The organism is Acinetobacter sp. ACNIH2 (assembly GCF_002934965.1).
Lineage (GTDB): Bacteria > Pseudomonadota > Gammaproteobacteria > Pseudomonadales > Moraxellaceae > Acinetobacter > Acinetobacter tandoii.
The window spans coordinates 2,222,331-2,235,480 of the sequence record NZ_CP026412.1 but is presented as its reverse complement, the minus strand read 5'-3'; the positions used below and the strand labels follow the sequence as shown (position 1 = coordinate 2,235,480).

The following is a 13,150-nucleotide window of genomic DNA, read 5'->3' as shown; positions in this document are numbered from 1 at the left end:
GATGGGCATGAATGACCCAATTAGTATCAAAGGACTACCGTGGTTTATCAAAATCATTGCTGCCGTGATTGGGGCTATTTTTGCTCTCACTTTAAGCGGTGATATTGATGCAGAAGGTCGAATCAAGATCACCAAAGGCGTGATTATCAAATTTGCATTTAGTGTTGCTATCAGCCTGTATGGTGGAGCTGCCTTTATTGAGTATTTCAAGCTGACGCACTACTCCCATTCGGCACAAGGTGTAGTCATGCTGTTTTTTGCCGTGTTTGGTCTGTTGTTTGTCGGTATCTTTTATCAATCGATTCGATTGTTAGAAGGCAAAAAACCAAGCGAACTTATTACTGAAATTAAAGCTGCATTTGCTGCAATGTTTAAGTAGGTGACAGGATGAAACTGACATTTGAACAAGCATTCGATCGTTTGATTGGCCATGAAGGTGAATTTACTGACGATCCAAAAGATCGGGGCAACTGGACAACTGGCATCATTGGAAAAGGAACCTGTAAAGGAACCAAGTTCGGGATTTCGGCCATGACCTATCCTGATCTCGACATTAAAAATTTGAGTCTTGATCAAGCCAAAGTTATTTATAAACGTGATTGGTGGGACAAACTCAATGCAGACAGTTTAGATGCTGCCGTTGTATTTCAGGTTTGGGATTTTGCCATTAACGCAGGCATGGGTACCGCCAAACGAAAATTACAAAAATCGGTTGGTATGGCCGAGGATGGGATCATTGGTCCACTGACTTTAAAAGCCATTCAAAAAGCGGATCTCAATGATTTACTGATGAAGTTTAATGCCGAACGCCTCAATCACTACACCAGTTTAAGTACATGGCCACGCTATGGAAAAACTTGGACACGTCGAGTTGCAAAGCAGCTCGTTTATGGCGCAATGGATAATTAAGCATGAAAGCCCTGATTCCACTCAAACCATATTTAAATGAGCGTTTTCCAATGATGTCAGCAGATAAATGTCATCTGCTGATCGTCAACGGAACGCATAAAGAAGGTTATTTGGAATATACCGCCAGATTGCTCATCCTTGATTACCGTTCAGATCCGATAGAAGTCATCGTCGCCTTACGTGAATGGTTGAAATCTAAAAATCGGCATTTAGATGCTACCGCTAAAGATATTCAAATTTCATTCAGCTCTGAAATTATTGATGCAGATACTTTCGATCTTGAAATTGATTTCCCTCAACGGGATAAAATTGTGGCTGAAGATGAAAGTTATCATGTTTGCCCACCCCTTGTTTGGAACGATGAAAAAGGCGGATTTTTCCCTGAAGGTGAATAATGGACGCGATTAATGGTTTAAATCATTGGCTTGACCAAATCACCTTACTACTTGAACCCTCACAACGTCGAGAGCTTATGCGACGTTTGGGACAAGGTTTACGGGTACGTTTCCGTGATCGAATCAAGCAACAACGAGATCCGAATGGGAACCGTTTTATTCCCAGAAAAAGAGATCAAATCGGAAATATTAAACGGCAAGGTGCCATGTTTCAGAATATCGGCAAGCAATTAAAAACTGAATATTCTGAAAATCATGTTTCTATTGGTTTTGGTGGACGTACAGGTTTTGTGGCTTCAGTACACCAGGAGGGAAAATCAATCCGACCAAGCAAAAATGCAAAATCCACACGCTACCCAGTTCGAGAACTGGTTGGCTTCAGTAAAGATGATCAAGAATGGGTTAAGTCAGAAATTAAAAAGTTTTTAACACTATGATCGAACTAAGATGCAATTGCGGAAAATTACTGGGGAAAATTGAAAAAATCTCAGTAAAGATTGAAATAAAATGCCCACGTTGTCGTGTGGTAAACCATTGGAACGTCTAGAACGTCGGGTCAGATAGCCTTGAGCTACCAATGGAGCAAATTATGCGCCTTAAAAACTCGAACCAGGATAATACTCAGGATTTATCTAAACCAACCTATAACCCTTCAGGCCGTTCATTTTCAGGATGGCTCGGTGGTAAATCACAACTTGCCCGAACAATCATCGAAATGATGCCTGAGCATTCACACTATTGTGAAGTATTTGGTGGTGCAGGTTGGGTCTTATTCAAAAAATCACCTTCAAAATCTGAAACCATCAACGATATTAATGGCGATCTAATCAATCTCTATCGTGTGTTTAAATATCATTTGGATGCATTACTTCAAGAGTTTGAAACGCAGCTGATTAGCCGTGATGAATTTGAACGTTTGAAAGTGATCCCATCACATACTTTGACTGACATTCAGCGAGCAGCGCGTTTTTATTATTTATTGCGCACCTGCTTTGGGGCTAAAATTTCTGATCCGAATTTCTTTAGTCATGTAGAACGCAAAGGAAACTTAAAATTAGGTGATGAACTACGTCAAATCCTGACTGTAATTCATGAGCGTTTACAAAAGGTCACGATTGAAAATCGAAATTTTGATGTTTTGATTAATAAGATGGATCGTCCTGACACACTTTTCTATTTAGATCCACCGTATTACAACTGCGAAAATTATTATGGCAAAGACATTTTTAGCCGAGATGATTTCGTAAAACTTCGTGATATTTTAAAAGGTATCAAAGGTAAATTTATTTTGAGCCTAAATGACGTTCCAGAAGTTCGAGAGTTATTTGGCGAATTCAATTTACATAGCAAAAAGATTCGTTGGTCTCTCAATACAGAATCGACTGATGAAAATAACGGTAAAGAATTAATCATTACCAACTTTGTACTTCCTGAATAGGTTTTAATCAGGAATCCCCAAATAGCAAGCCTTATACAAAAAGCCCATGATCCAATCATCATGGGCTTTTTAGTTTCAACATGAGCAATTTAAACAGGCAATTTCAAAACTTAGCAGGTATCGGAACCGTCATTGCAGTCGATGCATCTACAGGCAAAATTCGCTTAAAAATTGATGAGAACGAAACCGATTGGATTCCAATCCCAACCATTGCTGCAGGTGTAGTGAAATTCTGGCGATGCCCTTCAATGGGTGAACAATTTTCTATCACAGCTCAAGGCGGTGAGCTCACCAGTGCAGTCCCTCAAATCAGCCTTTTTTCTGAAGAAAATCCACCTCCGACCGACAATCCTGACGAAGTTTTTATACAGCTAGGTGAGTATAGCATTGTCGTCAACGTCGCCACGGGTGTAGCTAATTTCAAATTAAACAAATGTATTTTCGATGTGCCCGAAACGATCTTTAGGGGCAAAGTTCATTCTGAACAGGAAATCAGTTCTGCCATTGATGTCACTGCTGGAAAAGTAAGTTTAGTCAAACATCCTCACCCTGGTATACGCAGTGGAAATGAAGAATCAGGTCCTCCCGTAGCCTCTGGAGCATAAATAATGAAAGGTATGTCTAGATTAACTGGTTTAACAATTACAGATGATGAAAGCCAAGAGTATGCCCACTTAAAACAATCCATTCACGACATTTTAAGCACCCTTATTGGTACACGCTTATGCCGTCGCAACTATGGCTCATTGGTTCCTGAATTGATCGATCAACCCTGTAACGAACTTACTGAAGTTAAGCTCATGTCCGCTGCTGCAACTTCACTAATCCGTTTTGAACCTCGTATCAAAATCAGTCAGATCCGCGTGAATCAATCCTCACAGACACCAGGGAAATGGGATTTTTTCATTTTGGGTAACCAGATCTCAGCTATGGGTGAAAAATCCTTCACCGAAAACTTTCTGATTGGAGCTGCTGCATGAGCACCACACGTATTGATTTATCAGCTCTCCCCTTCCCCAATGTATTAGAAACGTTGGATTACGAAGCAGAGCTACAAGAATGTAAAGCTGATTTAATTTCGAGAGATCCTGATCTTGCACCGGTTCTAAATTATGAAAGCGAACCTTTGGTCAAATTGCTGCAAACATTTGCATATCGACAATTATTAAAAACTGGCAACATCAATGAAAAAGCCAAAGCCTTGATGCTTGCTTATGCCAAAGGCTCCGATCTGGATCACCTCGCAGCGAACCGAAAGGTTTATCGTAAAACCATCATTGAAGCAGATCCAACCACATTCCCACCGACTGAAGCGGTGATGGAAGAGGATGAAGATTTAAGACGACGAACTCAACTCGAACCAGAGTCAATGTCGGCAGGTTCAGAAGGTTGCTATCAATTTTGGGGCTTATCAGCACATGGCCATGTTAAAGATATTGCGGTGAGTACCCCCAATTCTGGATACGTTGATATCTGGGTACAAAGTCATATAAACGAAATGGCGCCACAATCACTTTTAACAATCGTGGATCAAACACTTACTCCAAGTACGCGCAGACCCTTTACCGATAAAGTCACGGTTAAAGCTGCCACACCTACCAATTGGACTTTAAATGCATCATTGGTACTTTTCCCTGGTCCCGATGCAGAAGTCGTGAGGCAGGCTGCTGAAACTGCTTTAGCTGAATACATCAAGATCACTAACTCACTAGGCTATGACGTAACTCGCAGCGGATTATTTCGAGCATTGCACCAGGGAGGAGTTCAAAACGTCATTATCAATAATCCACCGAATGACATTGTTATACCTAAAAGTAGATATGCAAAAAATATAGGTGTAACCATCACCATTACGGAGTTTAGAGATGTCTAGCTTACTCCCTCCAAATGCGACAAAACTCGAAAGGAATATTGAACAACTCGGTGAGCGTACTACTCGACTACCTGTTCCATTCATTGAGTTACACCGAGTCGAGCAATGTCCTGTGCCATTTCTTGCTTGGCTTGCTTGGGATCATCGCGTTGAGTATTGGAGATCAGATTGGAGCGAAGCAGAAAAACGTCAGGCCATTGAGGAAAGTACAGCATTCAATGCCCAACGTGGCACACGTTCTTCAATAGAAAGTTTGCTCAGTAAATTTGCAGAAAATTTTCAGCTCAAAGCATGGCATGAGTTCAATCCACCACAAGCCCCTTTTACCTTTGTGGTGATTATCAAAGATGTATCTATTTCTATTGATCAACTTTTGCAGATTCAAACTGCGGTCGAAGCCACCAAATCAGCTCGAGATAATTTTTCAATTTCCGCCAAAGTTGTGAGCAGTGGAAATATTCAAATCGTGGGTGCCTGCCATTCAGGTGAAACCGTTAAATTAAGTACACTTTAGGAAAGAATATGGCAGCAAAATATTATGTGACGCTTACGGATTTCGGTGCAACTCAAATTGCACAGGCGCATGATGTGGCTTCAATTACATTAAGTCAGCTTGTCATTGGTGATGCCAATGGCATTCCTTATGACCCCATCACTCAAAAAAGTCGAACGGCTCTCATCAACCAAAGAGCAAGTGTTCCCGTGCAATCCGTTCAAATCAATGGTGCTGTAACCACTGTTACTGCAACTATTGAAGCCAATATCGGTGGATTTAATTTGCATGAAATTGGTTTAAAGGATAATGCAGGAAAACTGATTTATATCGGAAATTATCATGGGGGCTATAAACCTGCGATCGCTGAAGGCGCAGGTGGTGAATTAACGATTAGCATTGATATTACTGCAGAGTCTGGCAAAGATGCATTAATATCAATTGATCCAAATCTGGTGACTGCAAATAAAGATTGGGTGATTAAAAATTTCGCTTCGATCCTTGCATTAACTGAAGTTGATGAACGATTGAGTGCTGCTATAGTCACTTTAGCAAGTGCATTAACCCCATTTATGGTGAAATCGGGGTTCATGATGATATGGACTACACCCGTATGCCCTTCTGGATTTCTTGAATGTAACGGGGATATTTATCAGATTTCAGAATATCCAACTTTGTTTGCAATTATCGGCAATACTTTTGGTGGGGATGGCATTACAACCTTTGCAGTACCCAATATGACGAATAATTTTCCACGAGGGTGGGATCACCTGCGCGAATTTGGTAGCTTTCAGAAAGCATCCTCCATTTTCATGGGAGACCCAACAACTACAGCAACTCGTATCCCCACTCTTATCAATACGCTTGATGATAGTTCTGATACGCTTAGAAATGCACTTAATGGTGAAGCCACCACAATTGACCCAACCCATGTGACAGTCTTATCCAGTGGTGCTGAGCTATTCGATAGTGTTACCCCAGTTCAAGCAACGATGTCAGTACGCCCAAGTAACCTTGCATTAATGTTTGTCATTAAAACATAGAGGCAAACATAACCTCATATTTCAATATTATCCTGAATAGCATTTAATCAGGATTCAAGCATTCGCACCTTAATGAATCCCCCCTCAAGATAACTCCACAAGCCAAACTACTTTTGGAGTTATCTATGGCACAGTCCCATCACGGCATTTCTGGCCGTGAAGTTCAAAGCGGCATCATCCCTATGCGTGATGCTCAAACAAATGTTATTGCAATGATTGCATTTGCCGATGACGCAGATCCTAGCGTATTTCCTGAGAACGTTCCTGTTCGTGTTCCATCAATTAACCAAGTTTTATCCAGTGCAGGTGTAACAGGTAACTTGCGAAAAAACTTAGAGATCATGGCATTAATCACCAATCCAACACTGATTATTGTTCGTGTCCCTACCCCATTTAATGGTCCAATATTTACAGCAAGCAAAGTGATTGGCACAACGACATCGGCAGGTCGTACTGGCATTCAGGCGCTACTGACAGCAAAGTCTATTTTAGGTCTAATCCCTAAAATTATTATTGCTCCCGATGTTGAAACCCCAGATGTCGTGGAAGGAATTGCTGCTGTGTGTAAAAAGCTACGTGCATATAGCTACGTGACTCCACGTGATGAAGATGCAGTAATGCTGGATACGGCTGAAGCAGTCACGGCTTACCGACAAACTTTAAGCCATCGCGAAATTGAAATCATCTGGCCCGAATTCACCAGTGGCAATGTATTTTTAGGTACTGACTCGGGGGAGTAATACCCCCTCACACAATAAGTTGTGAGGGGGCAAGCCAAGTGATCGCATTTAGTCACCTAGCAGGTCATTGGGAATTATATGTAAATGATATGGATAACCCATTTGCAAGCGGTAATATCGGAGCAATTTTAGGACAATTTTCATTAGCGTATGTGGGTCGAATCTTGGCTGACTTCGACGGATACGTGAATATGCAGAATATTGATGATGTTGCGTATAGAATTAAATTTGTACCGATCTCTGACGCTTTCTACACATTAAATCCTGATGTAGTGAACTCATCGTTTATAGAACATGAGGATGGTAGTTTAACCTTCTGCTTAAATCCAACACCGACCACTTGATCAAAAAATTAAAAACCACCTTCGGGTGGTTTTTTAGTATTTCATTAAATCCTGAATAGCATTTAATCAGGAACACTCAAATAGCAGCAGCAAAACATTCACAGCATGATTAACCCATCAATCCTATGACATGGAAATATCATGCCTGAACCAACCCTATTGTATGGACACGGTATTTTTACTGCCGTTGTCGCTGCAGCAGCTCTACGAGCTGAAACCGACGAAAAAGTCGGTTGGCATAAATCCTTATCCAATATCCCCGTGACTGGCCCAACTGGAATAAGCCAGCCCATTACTTGGGATCTGGAAGATCCTGACACGGATGCAGGCTACTTAAACCGTAACGACTGCACAACCCTTATGCAGCATTTAGGTTTTAGATTCTGGGGCAATCGAAATTGCTCAGACGATCCGCGCTTTTCTTTTGAAGTCGCAACACGTACAGCTCAATTCATCCTCGAAACCATTTTAAATGGCTGTTTCCCTTTTGTGGACGAACCTCTTACGCCTTACTTGGCCAAAGACATCATTGACTCTATCAATGCTGAGCTACAAGAGCATGTCACGGTTCGTCACCTATTGGGGGCTTCGGTTTGGTATGACGCTGCTCAAAACTCAATCCAAGGTTTACAGCAAGGTCAGCTCTGGGTCGATTATGACTACACCCCTGTTCCAACCCTTGAAAACTTAGGCTTAAACCAACGCATTACCGATCGCTATTTAGTTGATTTCAGTAAATTGCTTGGTGGTGGCACAACGACCTAAGGAGTCCATACATGCTTCCTCGTACACTTAAAAACTTTAATGTTTTTGTTGATACACATTCTTGGGCAGGTGTTGCTGAGTCAATCACGATCCCCAAAATCACCAAGAAAACAGACGACTATCGTGGCGCAGGCATGATTGGTGATGTTGCACTGGCTATGGGCTATGAAAAGCTCGAAGGTGAAGTCACCTATGCAGGCTTTGACGTTAAACAATATCGTCAACTTGGCGTTTGTGGCACTTCTGATTTACCCGTGCGCTATGTCGGTGTTTATGAACGACAAGACAATTGCACCCGTCAAAATGTAGAAATTTATATGCGTGGCCAGGCATTAGAACTTGATCCTGGTGATAGCAAAAATGGTGAACGTACCGAAATCACAATGACCTACAACTACACCTATTTCCGTATGGAAGTAGACGGTGTTGTACAAGTTGAGCTTGATTTCATCAATGGTAAAGAACGTTTTGGCGATAGTGATCTCGCAACAGCAATCCGTGAATTACTCGGTCTATAAGATCGGGTAACCCCCTCCCCTTAAATTGAACCAGGATAAATCCATGACAACCGCTGAACAAACTCAAAATGCTGAAACCATTGCAGATCCAAATGTTAAAACGATTAATTTTGACTATGGTTTTAAACGTGGTGAAACAACAATTAAAGAAGTCACTATCCGTAAACCTAAAACTGGGGCATTACGTGGTCTGACTTTGGCAGACTTGTTACAACTTGATGTAAATGCAATTGCAACACTTACTCCTCGCATTACTAGCCCTTCAATGTCACAACAAGACGTGTATGACCTTGATCCAAGTGACTTAACCAAAATCGGTAAAGAAATTATCAGTTTTTTCGTGAAAACGACGGACGAAGATTTCCAATAAGCGTTGATGAAGTCATTGCTGATCTCGCAATCGTTTTTGGTTGGACACCCAATGAGTGCAGTGACTATTCGATCGAAGAATTAATGGATTGGCATGAACGTGCCCGTAAACGATGGGAAACCAATAGTAAATGAGCGAAATTACGTTAAAGGCAATGCTTGAGCTTGTAGACAAAGCGACTGCTCCACTCAAGGAGATATATGGATCAAGCACCCAAGCAAGCAAAGCTCTCCAGTCGCAACGTGAAGAACTCAAAAAACTATCAAGGGCACAATCAGATATAACTTCGTTTCGTCAGTTAAATACTGCACTTAAACAAACTAAAGCTGATTTAGAGGACGCCAAGTCCTCTGCAGCTCGTTTAGCTCAAGAATACTCAAAAGTTGAGAAACCAACTCGTGCTATGACCAAAGAATTTGAAATGGCCAAGCAAAAAGTTAAACAACTGAAACAAGCTGAACAAGAACAACAAATCCAACTTTCGTTATTAAGAAATGGGCTAACTCAAGCAGGAATCAGTACAAAGAATCTTGCTAAGGATGAACAATCCTTAAAACAGAAAATTGATTCTACGACTCAAGCATTGCAGAAAAAAAAGCTACAACTCGACAAGCAAGCAGCAAGTCAGAAACGATTGGCTGAAATCACTCAACAACATAAAAAGGCTCAGGAACTTGTTGGTAATTTGGCAGGTTCTGGTATGGCTGCAGGCGCAGCTGCGGCAACTGGAGCTGCTGCTATTGGATTCCCTATTAAAGCATTTGCTGAAGCTGAGGATGCATCGACAACTTTGAAAGTCTCAATGATGCAATCAAACGGTTTAGTCGCCAAAGAATATTCAGAAATTAATTCTCTGGCCAACAAACTGGGAACTCAACTTCCTGGTACAACGGCAGAATTTCAACTTATGATGGCAAAGCTAGTACAGCAAGGGATTAGCTATAAAGCCATTCTTGGCGGTGTAGGTGAAGCATCAGGTTATTTGGCCGTGCAATTAAAAATGCCTTTTGAAGCTGCAGCCGAATTTGCAGCAAAAATGCAAGATGCGACTAAAACCTCAGAAAAAGACATGCTCAGTTTAATGGACACGATTCAACGCGCTTACTATCTAGGGGTTGATTCAGACAATATGCTACAGGGCTTCTCAAAATTATCTGCAGGGATGAAAACGATAAAAGCCGAAGGTCTCAAAGGCGCTCAGGCAATGGCACCGCTTTTAGTTATGGCTGATCAGGCAGCAATGGCAGGCGAATCAGCAGGTAATGCCTACAGTAAAATTTTTGCATCCATGATGGATACCAAAGGTATTCAAAAGGCCTTGAAAGGTTCAGGTATGGCCATGAACTTTACCAATGGTAAAGGTGAGTTCGGTGGGCTGGATAATATGTTCAAGCAGCTTGAAAAACTCAAAGGCCTTTCGACTGAAGCACGTTTGCCAATTCTGTCCGATATGTTTGGCAATGATGCCGAGACTATTCAAGCACTCAATTTATTAATTGATAAAGGCAAAGCAGGCTATAACGAAACTTTGGCAAAAATGAATGCCCAAGCCGACTTACAAAAACGTGTCAATGAGCAACTTGGTACCTTAAAAAATTTATGGGATGCAGCGACTGGAACATTCACCAGTGCAATGGTGAATTTTGGTGCTGCAATTGCACCAGAACTCAAGCAAGCCGTTACAGGCATAACCAATATGACGGAGAAATTAGGGGCATGGTCTAAAGAGCATCCTCAATTATCCAATACCATCATGAAAACAATTGCCATCTTTGTTTTGCTTTTAGCAACGTTTAGCGCATTGTCATTGGGACTTGTCGCCTTATTAGGTCCAATGGCAATCCTCCGCTTAATCTTTGGAGTACTTGGGGTAAAAGGATTAAGCCTGATTAATATTATCAAACTGATTGGGTCGACGTTCATGTGGCTTGGGAAAGCCATCGTTTTTGTCGGTCGGCTTTTTATGGCCAACCCAATTTTATTGGCGATTGGTCTTTTGGCCACGGCTGCATATCTGATCTATCGGAACTGGGGTTCAATCAAACAGTTTTTTCTAGATATTTGGAACTCGGTTGGTACGTCTGGAATGACGACTTCACAAAAGCTTGTTTTATTTTTTCAACTTGCCCTTCAGAAAATTACCGCGTTCATTTTAAATTGGTCTCCAATTGGCTTGTTTTATCGCGCCTTTGCTGCAGTCATGAATTACTTCGGTGTGCAATTGCCAAGTACGTTTACAGGCTTTGGCCAAATGCTTATGCAAGGTCTATCCAACGGTATCAGCAATGGTATTGCAGGTGTCATCAGTAAAGCAAAAGCAGCTGCTTCACAGGTAACGAATACAGTTAAAGGGGCTTTTGGAATCCACTCCCCTTCTCGTGTTTTCGCTCAATTTGGGGCATACAACATGCAAGGTTTAGCACTTGGAATTGATAAAAATTCAAGCCTACCTGCCACTGCAGTTAATAATGCAAGTAAAGGAATGCTTGACTCATTCGATACAAGTTCAATTCGATTTGATACACGCCAACCTATTTCAAAATTAGCTTCAGGTGCTGCCCCTGCAGCTTCGGCTGCACCGATGCAATTGACGATCAATGTCTACCCATCTGCAGGTATGGATGAAAAATCTATTGCTCAACTTGTAGCAACTGAGTTTGCAAAAATTCAACGCGCACCATCAAACAGCCCTCGTTCTTATAACGATAATGATTGAGTAATTCACCATGCTTATGTGCTTAGGACAATTTGCCTTTACCACGGACACACTTACCTTCACTGAGATCCAACGCCAACGCACTTGGCAATATGCAGACAATGCGGTGGCCACAGGACGTAAGAAACGTCAATTTATAGGCTCAGGGGATGACAGTATTTCTCTCCCTGGTCTTATTTATCAGGAGCATGGTTTTGGTAATCGTGTTGCGCTTGATGACTTGGCAGCGATGGCTGATACAGGACAAGGCTTTGTCCTGGTCGATGGCAGCGGTTATTTATATGGGGTTTATACCATCGACAGCATTGACGAAACCAAACAAGTTTTATTGTTCAACGGTGTGCCTAGAAAGATTGATTTTACGATCAAACTTAGCCGTGTTGATGATGACCGTATTGAACAACAGACAGAGGCAAATACATGATTAAAACTCCAGTTTGCCTTCTCACTGCAGACAGTAAACCCTTAAATGAGCAAATCCTTAAACGCATCATTAGTGTGACTGTAACGGACAATCGCGCCAATGAAGCAGATCAGCTCAACATTACTCTCGATGACAGTGATCGCGTTTTAGAATTACCACGACGGGGAGTTAAAATTAATTGTCAGCTTGGTTTTGTGGGTGAAGGTATGCACGACAAGGGGGACTTTATTGTTGATGAAACCGAATGGTCAGGCTCCCCCGACATCATCACCATAAAAGCCTCCAGTGCAAATTTTAAAAGTAAAATTAAGGAGGCAAAGTCAAAATCTTACCATCGGAAAAAATTTGGTGAGATCGCTACAGAGATTGCTAAAAATCATGACTTAACTTTAGTTATGACCGATGAATTAAAGAAGATTGATCTTCAGCATATCGACCAGACCAATGAATCAGATCTCAATCTACTTGTTCGGATCTCAAAGCAAAATGGCGCTGAAATGGCGGTTAAAAAAGATCGTTTACTCATCTTTAAAGCTGGTACCGCAAAAACTGCTTCTGGTAAAGATTTACCATCGATCACCCTTACCCGTAACGATGGCGACCAATTCCGCTATTCAGAGCAAGACCGAGACTCAGACTATACAGGTGTATCTACGAGTTATCACGATACAGGTAAAGCGAAACGTGAAAAGGTGATCACTGGTGAAAAAGGCAAGGTAAAACACTTAAAAGGGACATTTGCCAACAAAGCCGAAGCTGAACGTGCAAGTGTTGCGAAGATGGCTGAGATTAAGCGCCAAATGGCTAAATTCAGCATCAATTTAGCTTATGGTGTACCACAGATCAGTACAGAGTCCCCCATCAAACTACAGGGCTTTAAAGCTGAAGTGGATAAGCTGAAGTGGATCGTTGAAAAAGCTACGCATAATTACTCTACAAGTGGTTTAACCACACAGCTAGAACTTGAATCAAATATTTGATTCACCAATAAATAAAGCCACCCTAAGGTGGCTTTTTTAATAGCCAAAAAAAATCCACTGTATGGGGTACAGTGGATAAATCATGGAACTACTTTCTTTATAAAACTACTATACATCACAGTATTTAAAAATAAAATGAAAT

The 13,150-nt window shown here is 41.5% G+C and carries 20 protein-coding genes; all 20 read left to right on the top strand.

Annotation, left to right across the window (positions count from 1 at the left end; all coding sequences use genetic code 11):
- Positions 1–7: 7 nt before the first annotated feature.
- The gene (locus tag C3F34_RS10555) at positions 8–379 is read left to right on the top strand and encodes a hypothetical protein (RefSeq protein ID WP_104441538.1); all 372 of its coding nucleotides are present in this window, start codon (positions 8–10) and stop codon (positions 377–379) included.
- A gap of 14 nt (positions 380–393) precedes the next feature.
- Positions 394–909: a glycoside hydrolase family 108 protein gene (locus C3F34_RS10550; RefSeq protein ID WP_104442335.1), complete on the top strand. Its 516-nt coding sequence runs from the start codon at positions 394–396 to the stop codon at positions 907–909.
- Between the two features lie 2 nt (positions 910–911).
- Positions 912–1,304, top strand: a complete 393-nt coding sequence (locus tag C3F34_RS10545; RefSeq protein WP_104441537.1) for a phage tail protein — start codon at positions 912–914, stop codon at positions 1,302–1,304.
- Complete coding sequence (locus C3F34_RS10540; protein ID WP_104441536.1) at positions 1,304–1,741, top strand: phage virion morphogenesis protein; 438 nt, start codon at positions 1,304–1,306, stop codon at positions 1,739–1,741. The genes C3F34_RS10545 and C3F34_RS10540 overlap by 1 nt, the downstream gene beginning before the upstream one ends.
- Positions 1,738–1,851 (top strand): Com family DNA-binding transcriptional regulator, encoded by a 114-nt coding sequence (locus tag C3F34_RS20810; protein WP_081401230.1) that lies wholly within the window; start codon positions 1,738–1,740, stop codon positions 1,849–1,851. Before C3F34_RS10540 ends, C3F34_RS20810 begins: the two co-directional genes overlap by 4 nt.
- Before the next feature lie 42 nt (positions 1,852–1,893).
- Positions 1,894–2,742, top strand: coding sequence for a DNA adenine methylase (locus C3F34_RS10530; RefSeq protein ID WP_104442334.1), 849 nt, complete (start codon positions 1,894–1,896; stop codon positions 2,740–2,742).
- Between the two features lie 80 nt (positions 2,743–2,822).
- On the top strand, positions 2,823–3,347 hold the full coding sequence (locus C3F34_RS10525) for a phage baseplate assembly protein V (RefSeq protein WP_104441535.1): 525 nt from the start codon (positions 2,823–2,825) through the stop codon (positions 3,345–3,347).
- A 12-nt stretch (positions 3,348–3,359) separates the two neighbouring features.
- On the top strand, positions 3,360–3,722 hold the full coding sequence (locus C3F34_RS10520; RefSeq protein WP_228155289.1) for a GPW/gp25 family protein: 363 nt from the start codon (positions 3,360–3,362) through the stop codon (positions 3,720–3,722).
- Positions 3,719–4,615, top strand: coding sequence for a baseplate assembly protein (locus tag C3F34_RS10515; protein WP_104441533.1), 897 nt, complete (start codon positions 3,719–3,721; stop codon positions 4,613–4,615). The genes C3F34_RS10520 and C3F34_RS10515 overlap by 4 nt, the downstream gene beginning before the upstream one ends.
- Entirely contained in the window at positions 4,608–5,129 is a 522-nt protein-coding gene (locus tag C3F34_RS10510) for a phage tail protein I (protein WP_016167155.1), read from the top strand. The genes C3F34_RS10515 and C3F34_RS10510 overlap by 8 nt, the downstream gene beginning before the upstream one ends.
- A gap of 8 nt (positions 5,130–5,137) precedes the next feature.
- Complete coding sequence (locus tag C3F34_RS10505) at positions 5,138–6,151, top strand: phage tail protein (protein ID WP_016167156.1); 1,014 nt, start codon at positions 5,138–5,140, stop codon at positions 6,149–6,151.
- A 125-nt stretch (positions 6,152–6,276) separates the two neighbouring features.
- The gene (locus C3F34_RS10500; protein ID WP_104441532.1) at positions 6,277–6,891 is read left to right on the top strand and encodes a hypothetical protein; all 615 of its coding nucleotides are present in this window, start codon (positions 6,277–6,279) and stop codon (positions 6,889–6,891) included.
- An 89-nt stretch (positions 6,892–6,980) separates the two neighbouring features.
- Positions 6,981–7,235 carry a hypothetical protein gene (locus C3F34_RS10495; protein ID WP_158654350.1) on the top strand — a complete coding sequence of 85 codons (255 nt, stop codon included), beginning with the start codon at positions 6,981–6,983 and terminating at the stop codon, positions 7,233–7,235.
- 141 nt (positions 7,236–7,376) lie between these two features.
- Complete coding sequence (locus tag C3F34_RS10490) at positions 7,377–8,000, top strand: phage tail sheath subtilisin-like domain-containing protein (RefSeq protein WP_104441530.1); 624 nt, start codon at positions 7,377–7,379, stop codon at positions 7,998–8,000.
- Positions 8,001–8,011: 11 nt separating this feature from the next.
- Complete coding sequence (locus C3F34_RS10485; RefSeq protein ID WP_104441529.1) at positions 8,012–8,518, top strand: phage major tail tube protein; 507 nt, start codon at positions 8,012–8,014, stop codon at positions 8,516–8,518.
- Between the two features lie 43 nt (positions 8,519–8,561).
- Positions 8,562–8,888, top strand: coding sequence for a phage tail assembly protein (locus C3F34_RS10480; protein ID WP_104441528.1), 327 nt, complete (start codon positions 8,562–8,564; stop codon positions 8,886–8,888).
- The gene (locus tag C3F34_RS10475; RefSeq protein ID WP_322873851.1) at positions 8,885–9,022 is read left to right on the top strand and encodes a GpE family phage tail protein; all 138 of its coding nucleotides are present in this window, start codon (positions 8,885–8,887) and stop codon (positions 9,020–9,022) included. Before C3F34_RS10480 ends, C3F34_RS10475 begins: the two co-directional genes overlap by 4 nt.
- Positions 9,019–11,604: a phage tail tape measure protein gene (locus C3F34_RS10470; protein ID WP_104441527.1), complete on the top strand. Its 2,586-nt coding sequence runs from the start codon at positions 9,019–9,021 to the stop codon at positions 11,602–11,604. The genes C3F34_RS10475 and C3F34_RS10470 overlap by 4 nt, the downstream gene beginning before the upstream one ends.
- Before the next feature lie 10 nt (positions 11,605–11,614).
- On the top strand, positions 11,615–12,028 hold the full coding sequence (locus tag C3F34_RS10465) for a phage tail protein (RefSeq protein WP_104441526.1): 414 nt from the start codon (positions 11,615–11,617) through the stop codon (positions 12,026–12,028).
- Positions 12,025–13,008, top strand: coding sequence for a contractile injection system protein, VgrG/Pvc8 family (locus C3F34_RS10460; RefSeq protein WP_104441525.1), 984 nt, complete (start codon positions 12,025–12,027; stop codon positions 13,006–13,008). Before C3F34_RS10465 ends, C3F34_RS10460 begins: the two co-directional genes overlap by 4 nt.
- Positions 13,009–13,150 lie beyond the last annotated feature (142 nt).

Excerpts from the sequence above, each read along its gene's own strand:
- C3F34_RS10545 (WP_104441537.1), top strand. The coding sequence starts at position 912 with ATGAAAGCCCTGATTCCACTCAAACCATATTTAAATGAGCGTTTTCCA.
- C3F34_RS10540 (WP_104441536.1), top strand. The coding sequence starts at position 1,304 with ATGGACGCGATTAATGGTTTAAATCATTGGCTTGACCAAATCACCTTA.
- C3F34_RS10520 (WP_228155289.1), top strand. The coding sequence starts at position 3,360 with ATGTCTAGATTAACTGGTTTAACAATTACAGATGATGAAAGCCAAGAG.
- C3F34_RS10510 (WP_016167155.1), top strand. The coding sequence starts at position 4,608 with ATGTCTAGCTTACTCCCTCCAAATGCGACAAAACTCGAAAGGAATATT.
- C3F34_RS10465 (WP_104441526.1), top strand. The coding sequence starts at position 11,615 with ATGCTTATGTGCTTAGGACAATTTGCCTTTACCACGGACACACTTACC.
- C3F34_RS10500 (WP_104441532.1), top strand. The coding sequence starts at position 6,277 with ATGGCACAGTCCCATCACGGCATTTCTGGCCGTGAAGTTCAAAGCGGC.
- C3F34_RS10505 (WP_016167156.1), top strand. The coding sequence starts at position 5,138 with ATGGCAGCAAAATATTATGTGACGCTTACGGATTTCGGTGCAACTCAA.
- C3F34_RS10555 (WP_104441538.1), top strand. The coding sequence starts at position 8 with ATGAATGACCCAATTAGTATCAAAGGACTACCGTGGTTTATCAAAATC.
- C3F34_RS10515 (WP_104441533.1), top strand. The coding sequence starts at position 3,719 with ATGAGCACCACACGTATTGATTTATCAGCTCTCCCCTTCCCCAATGTA.
- C3F34_RS10485 (WP_104441529.1), top strand. The coding sequence starts at position 8,012 with ATGCTTCCTCGTACACTTAAAAACTTTAATGTTTTTGTTGATACACAT.
- C3F34_RS10490 (WP_104441530.1), top strand. The coding sequence starts at position 7,377 with ATGCCTGAACCAACCCTATTGTATGGACACGGTATTTTTACTGCCGTT.
- C3F34_RS10530 (WP_104442334.1), top strand. The coding sequence starts at position 1,894 with ATGCGCCTTAAAAACTCGAACCAGGATAATACTCAGGATTTATCTAAA.
- C3F34_RS10460 (WP_104441525.1), top strand. The coding sequence starts at position 12,025 with ATGATTAAAACTCCAGTTTGCCTTCTCACTGCAGACAGTAAACCCTTA.
- C3F34_RS10495 (WP_158654350.1), top strand. The coding sequence starts at position 6,981 with ATGGATAACCCATTTGCAAGCGGTAATATCGGAGCAATTTTAGGACAA.
- C3F34_RS10480 (WP_104441528.1), top strand. The coding sequence starts at position 8,562 with ATGACAACCGCTGAACAAACTCAAAATGCTGAAACCATTGCAGATCCA.
- C3F34_RS10470 (WP_104441527.1), top strand. The coding sequence starts at position 9,019 with ATGAGCGAAATTACGTTAAAGGCAATGCTTGAGCTTGTAGACAAAGCG.
- C3F34_RS10525 (WP_104441535.1), top strand. The coding sequence starts at position 2,823 with ATGAGCAATTTAAACAGGCAATTTCAAAACTTAGCAGGTATCGGAACC.
- C3F34_RS20810 (WP_081401230.1), top strand. The coding sequence starts at position 1,738 with ATGATCGAACTAAGATGCAATTGCGGAAAATTACTGGGGAAAATTGAA.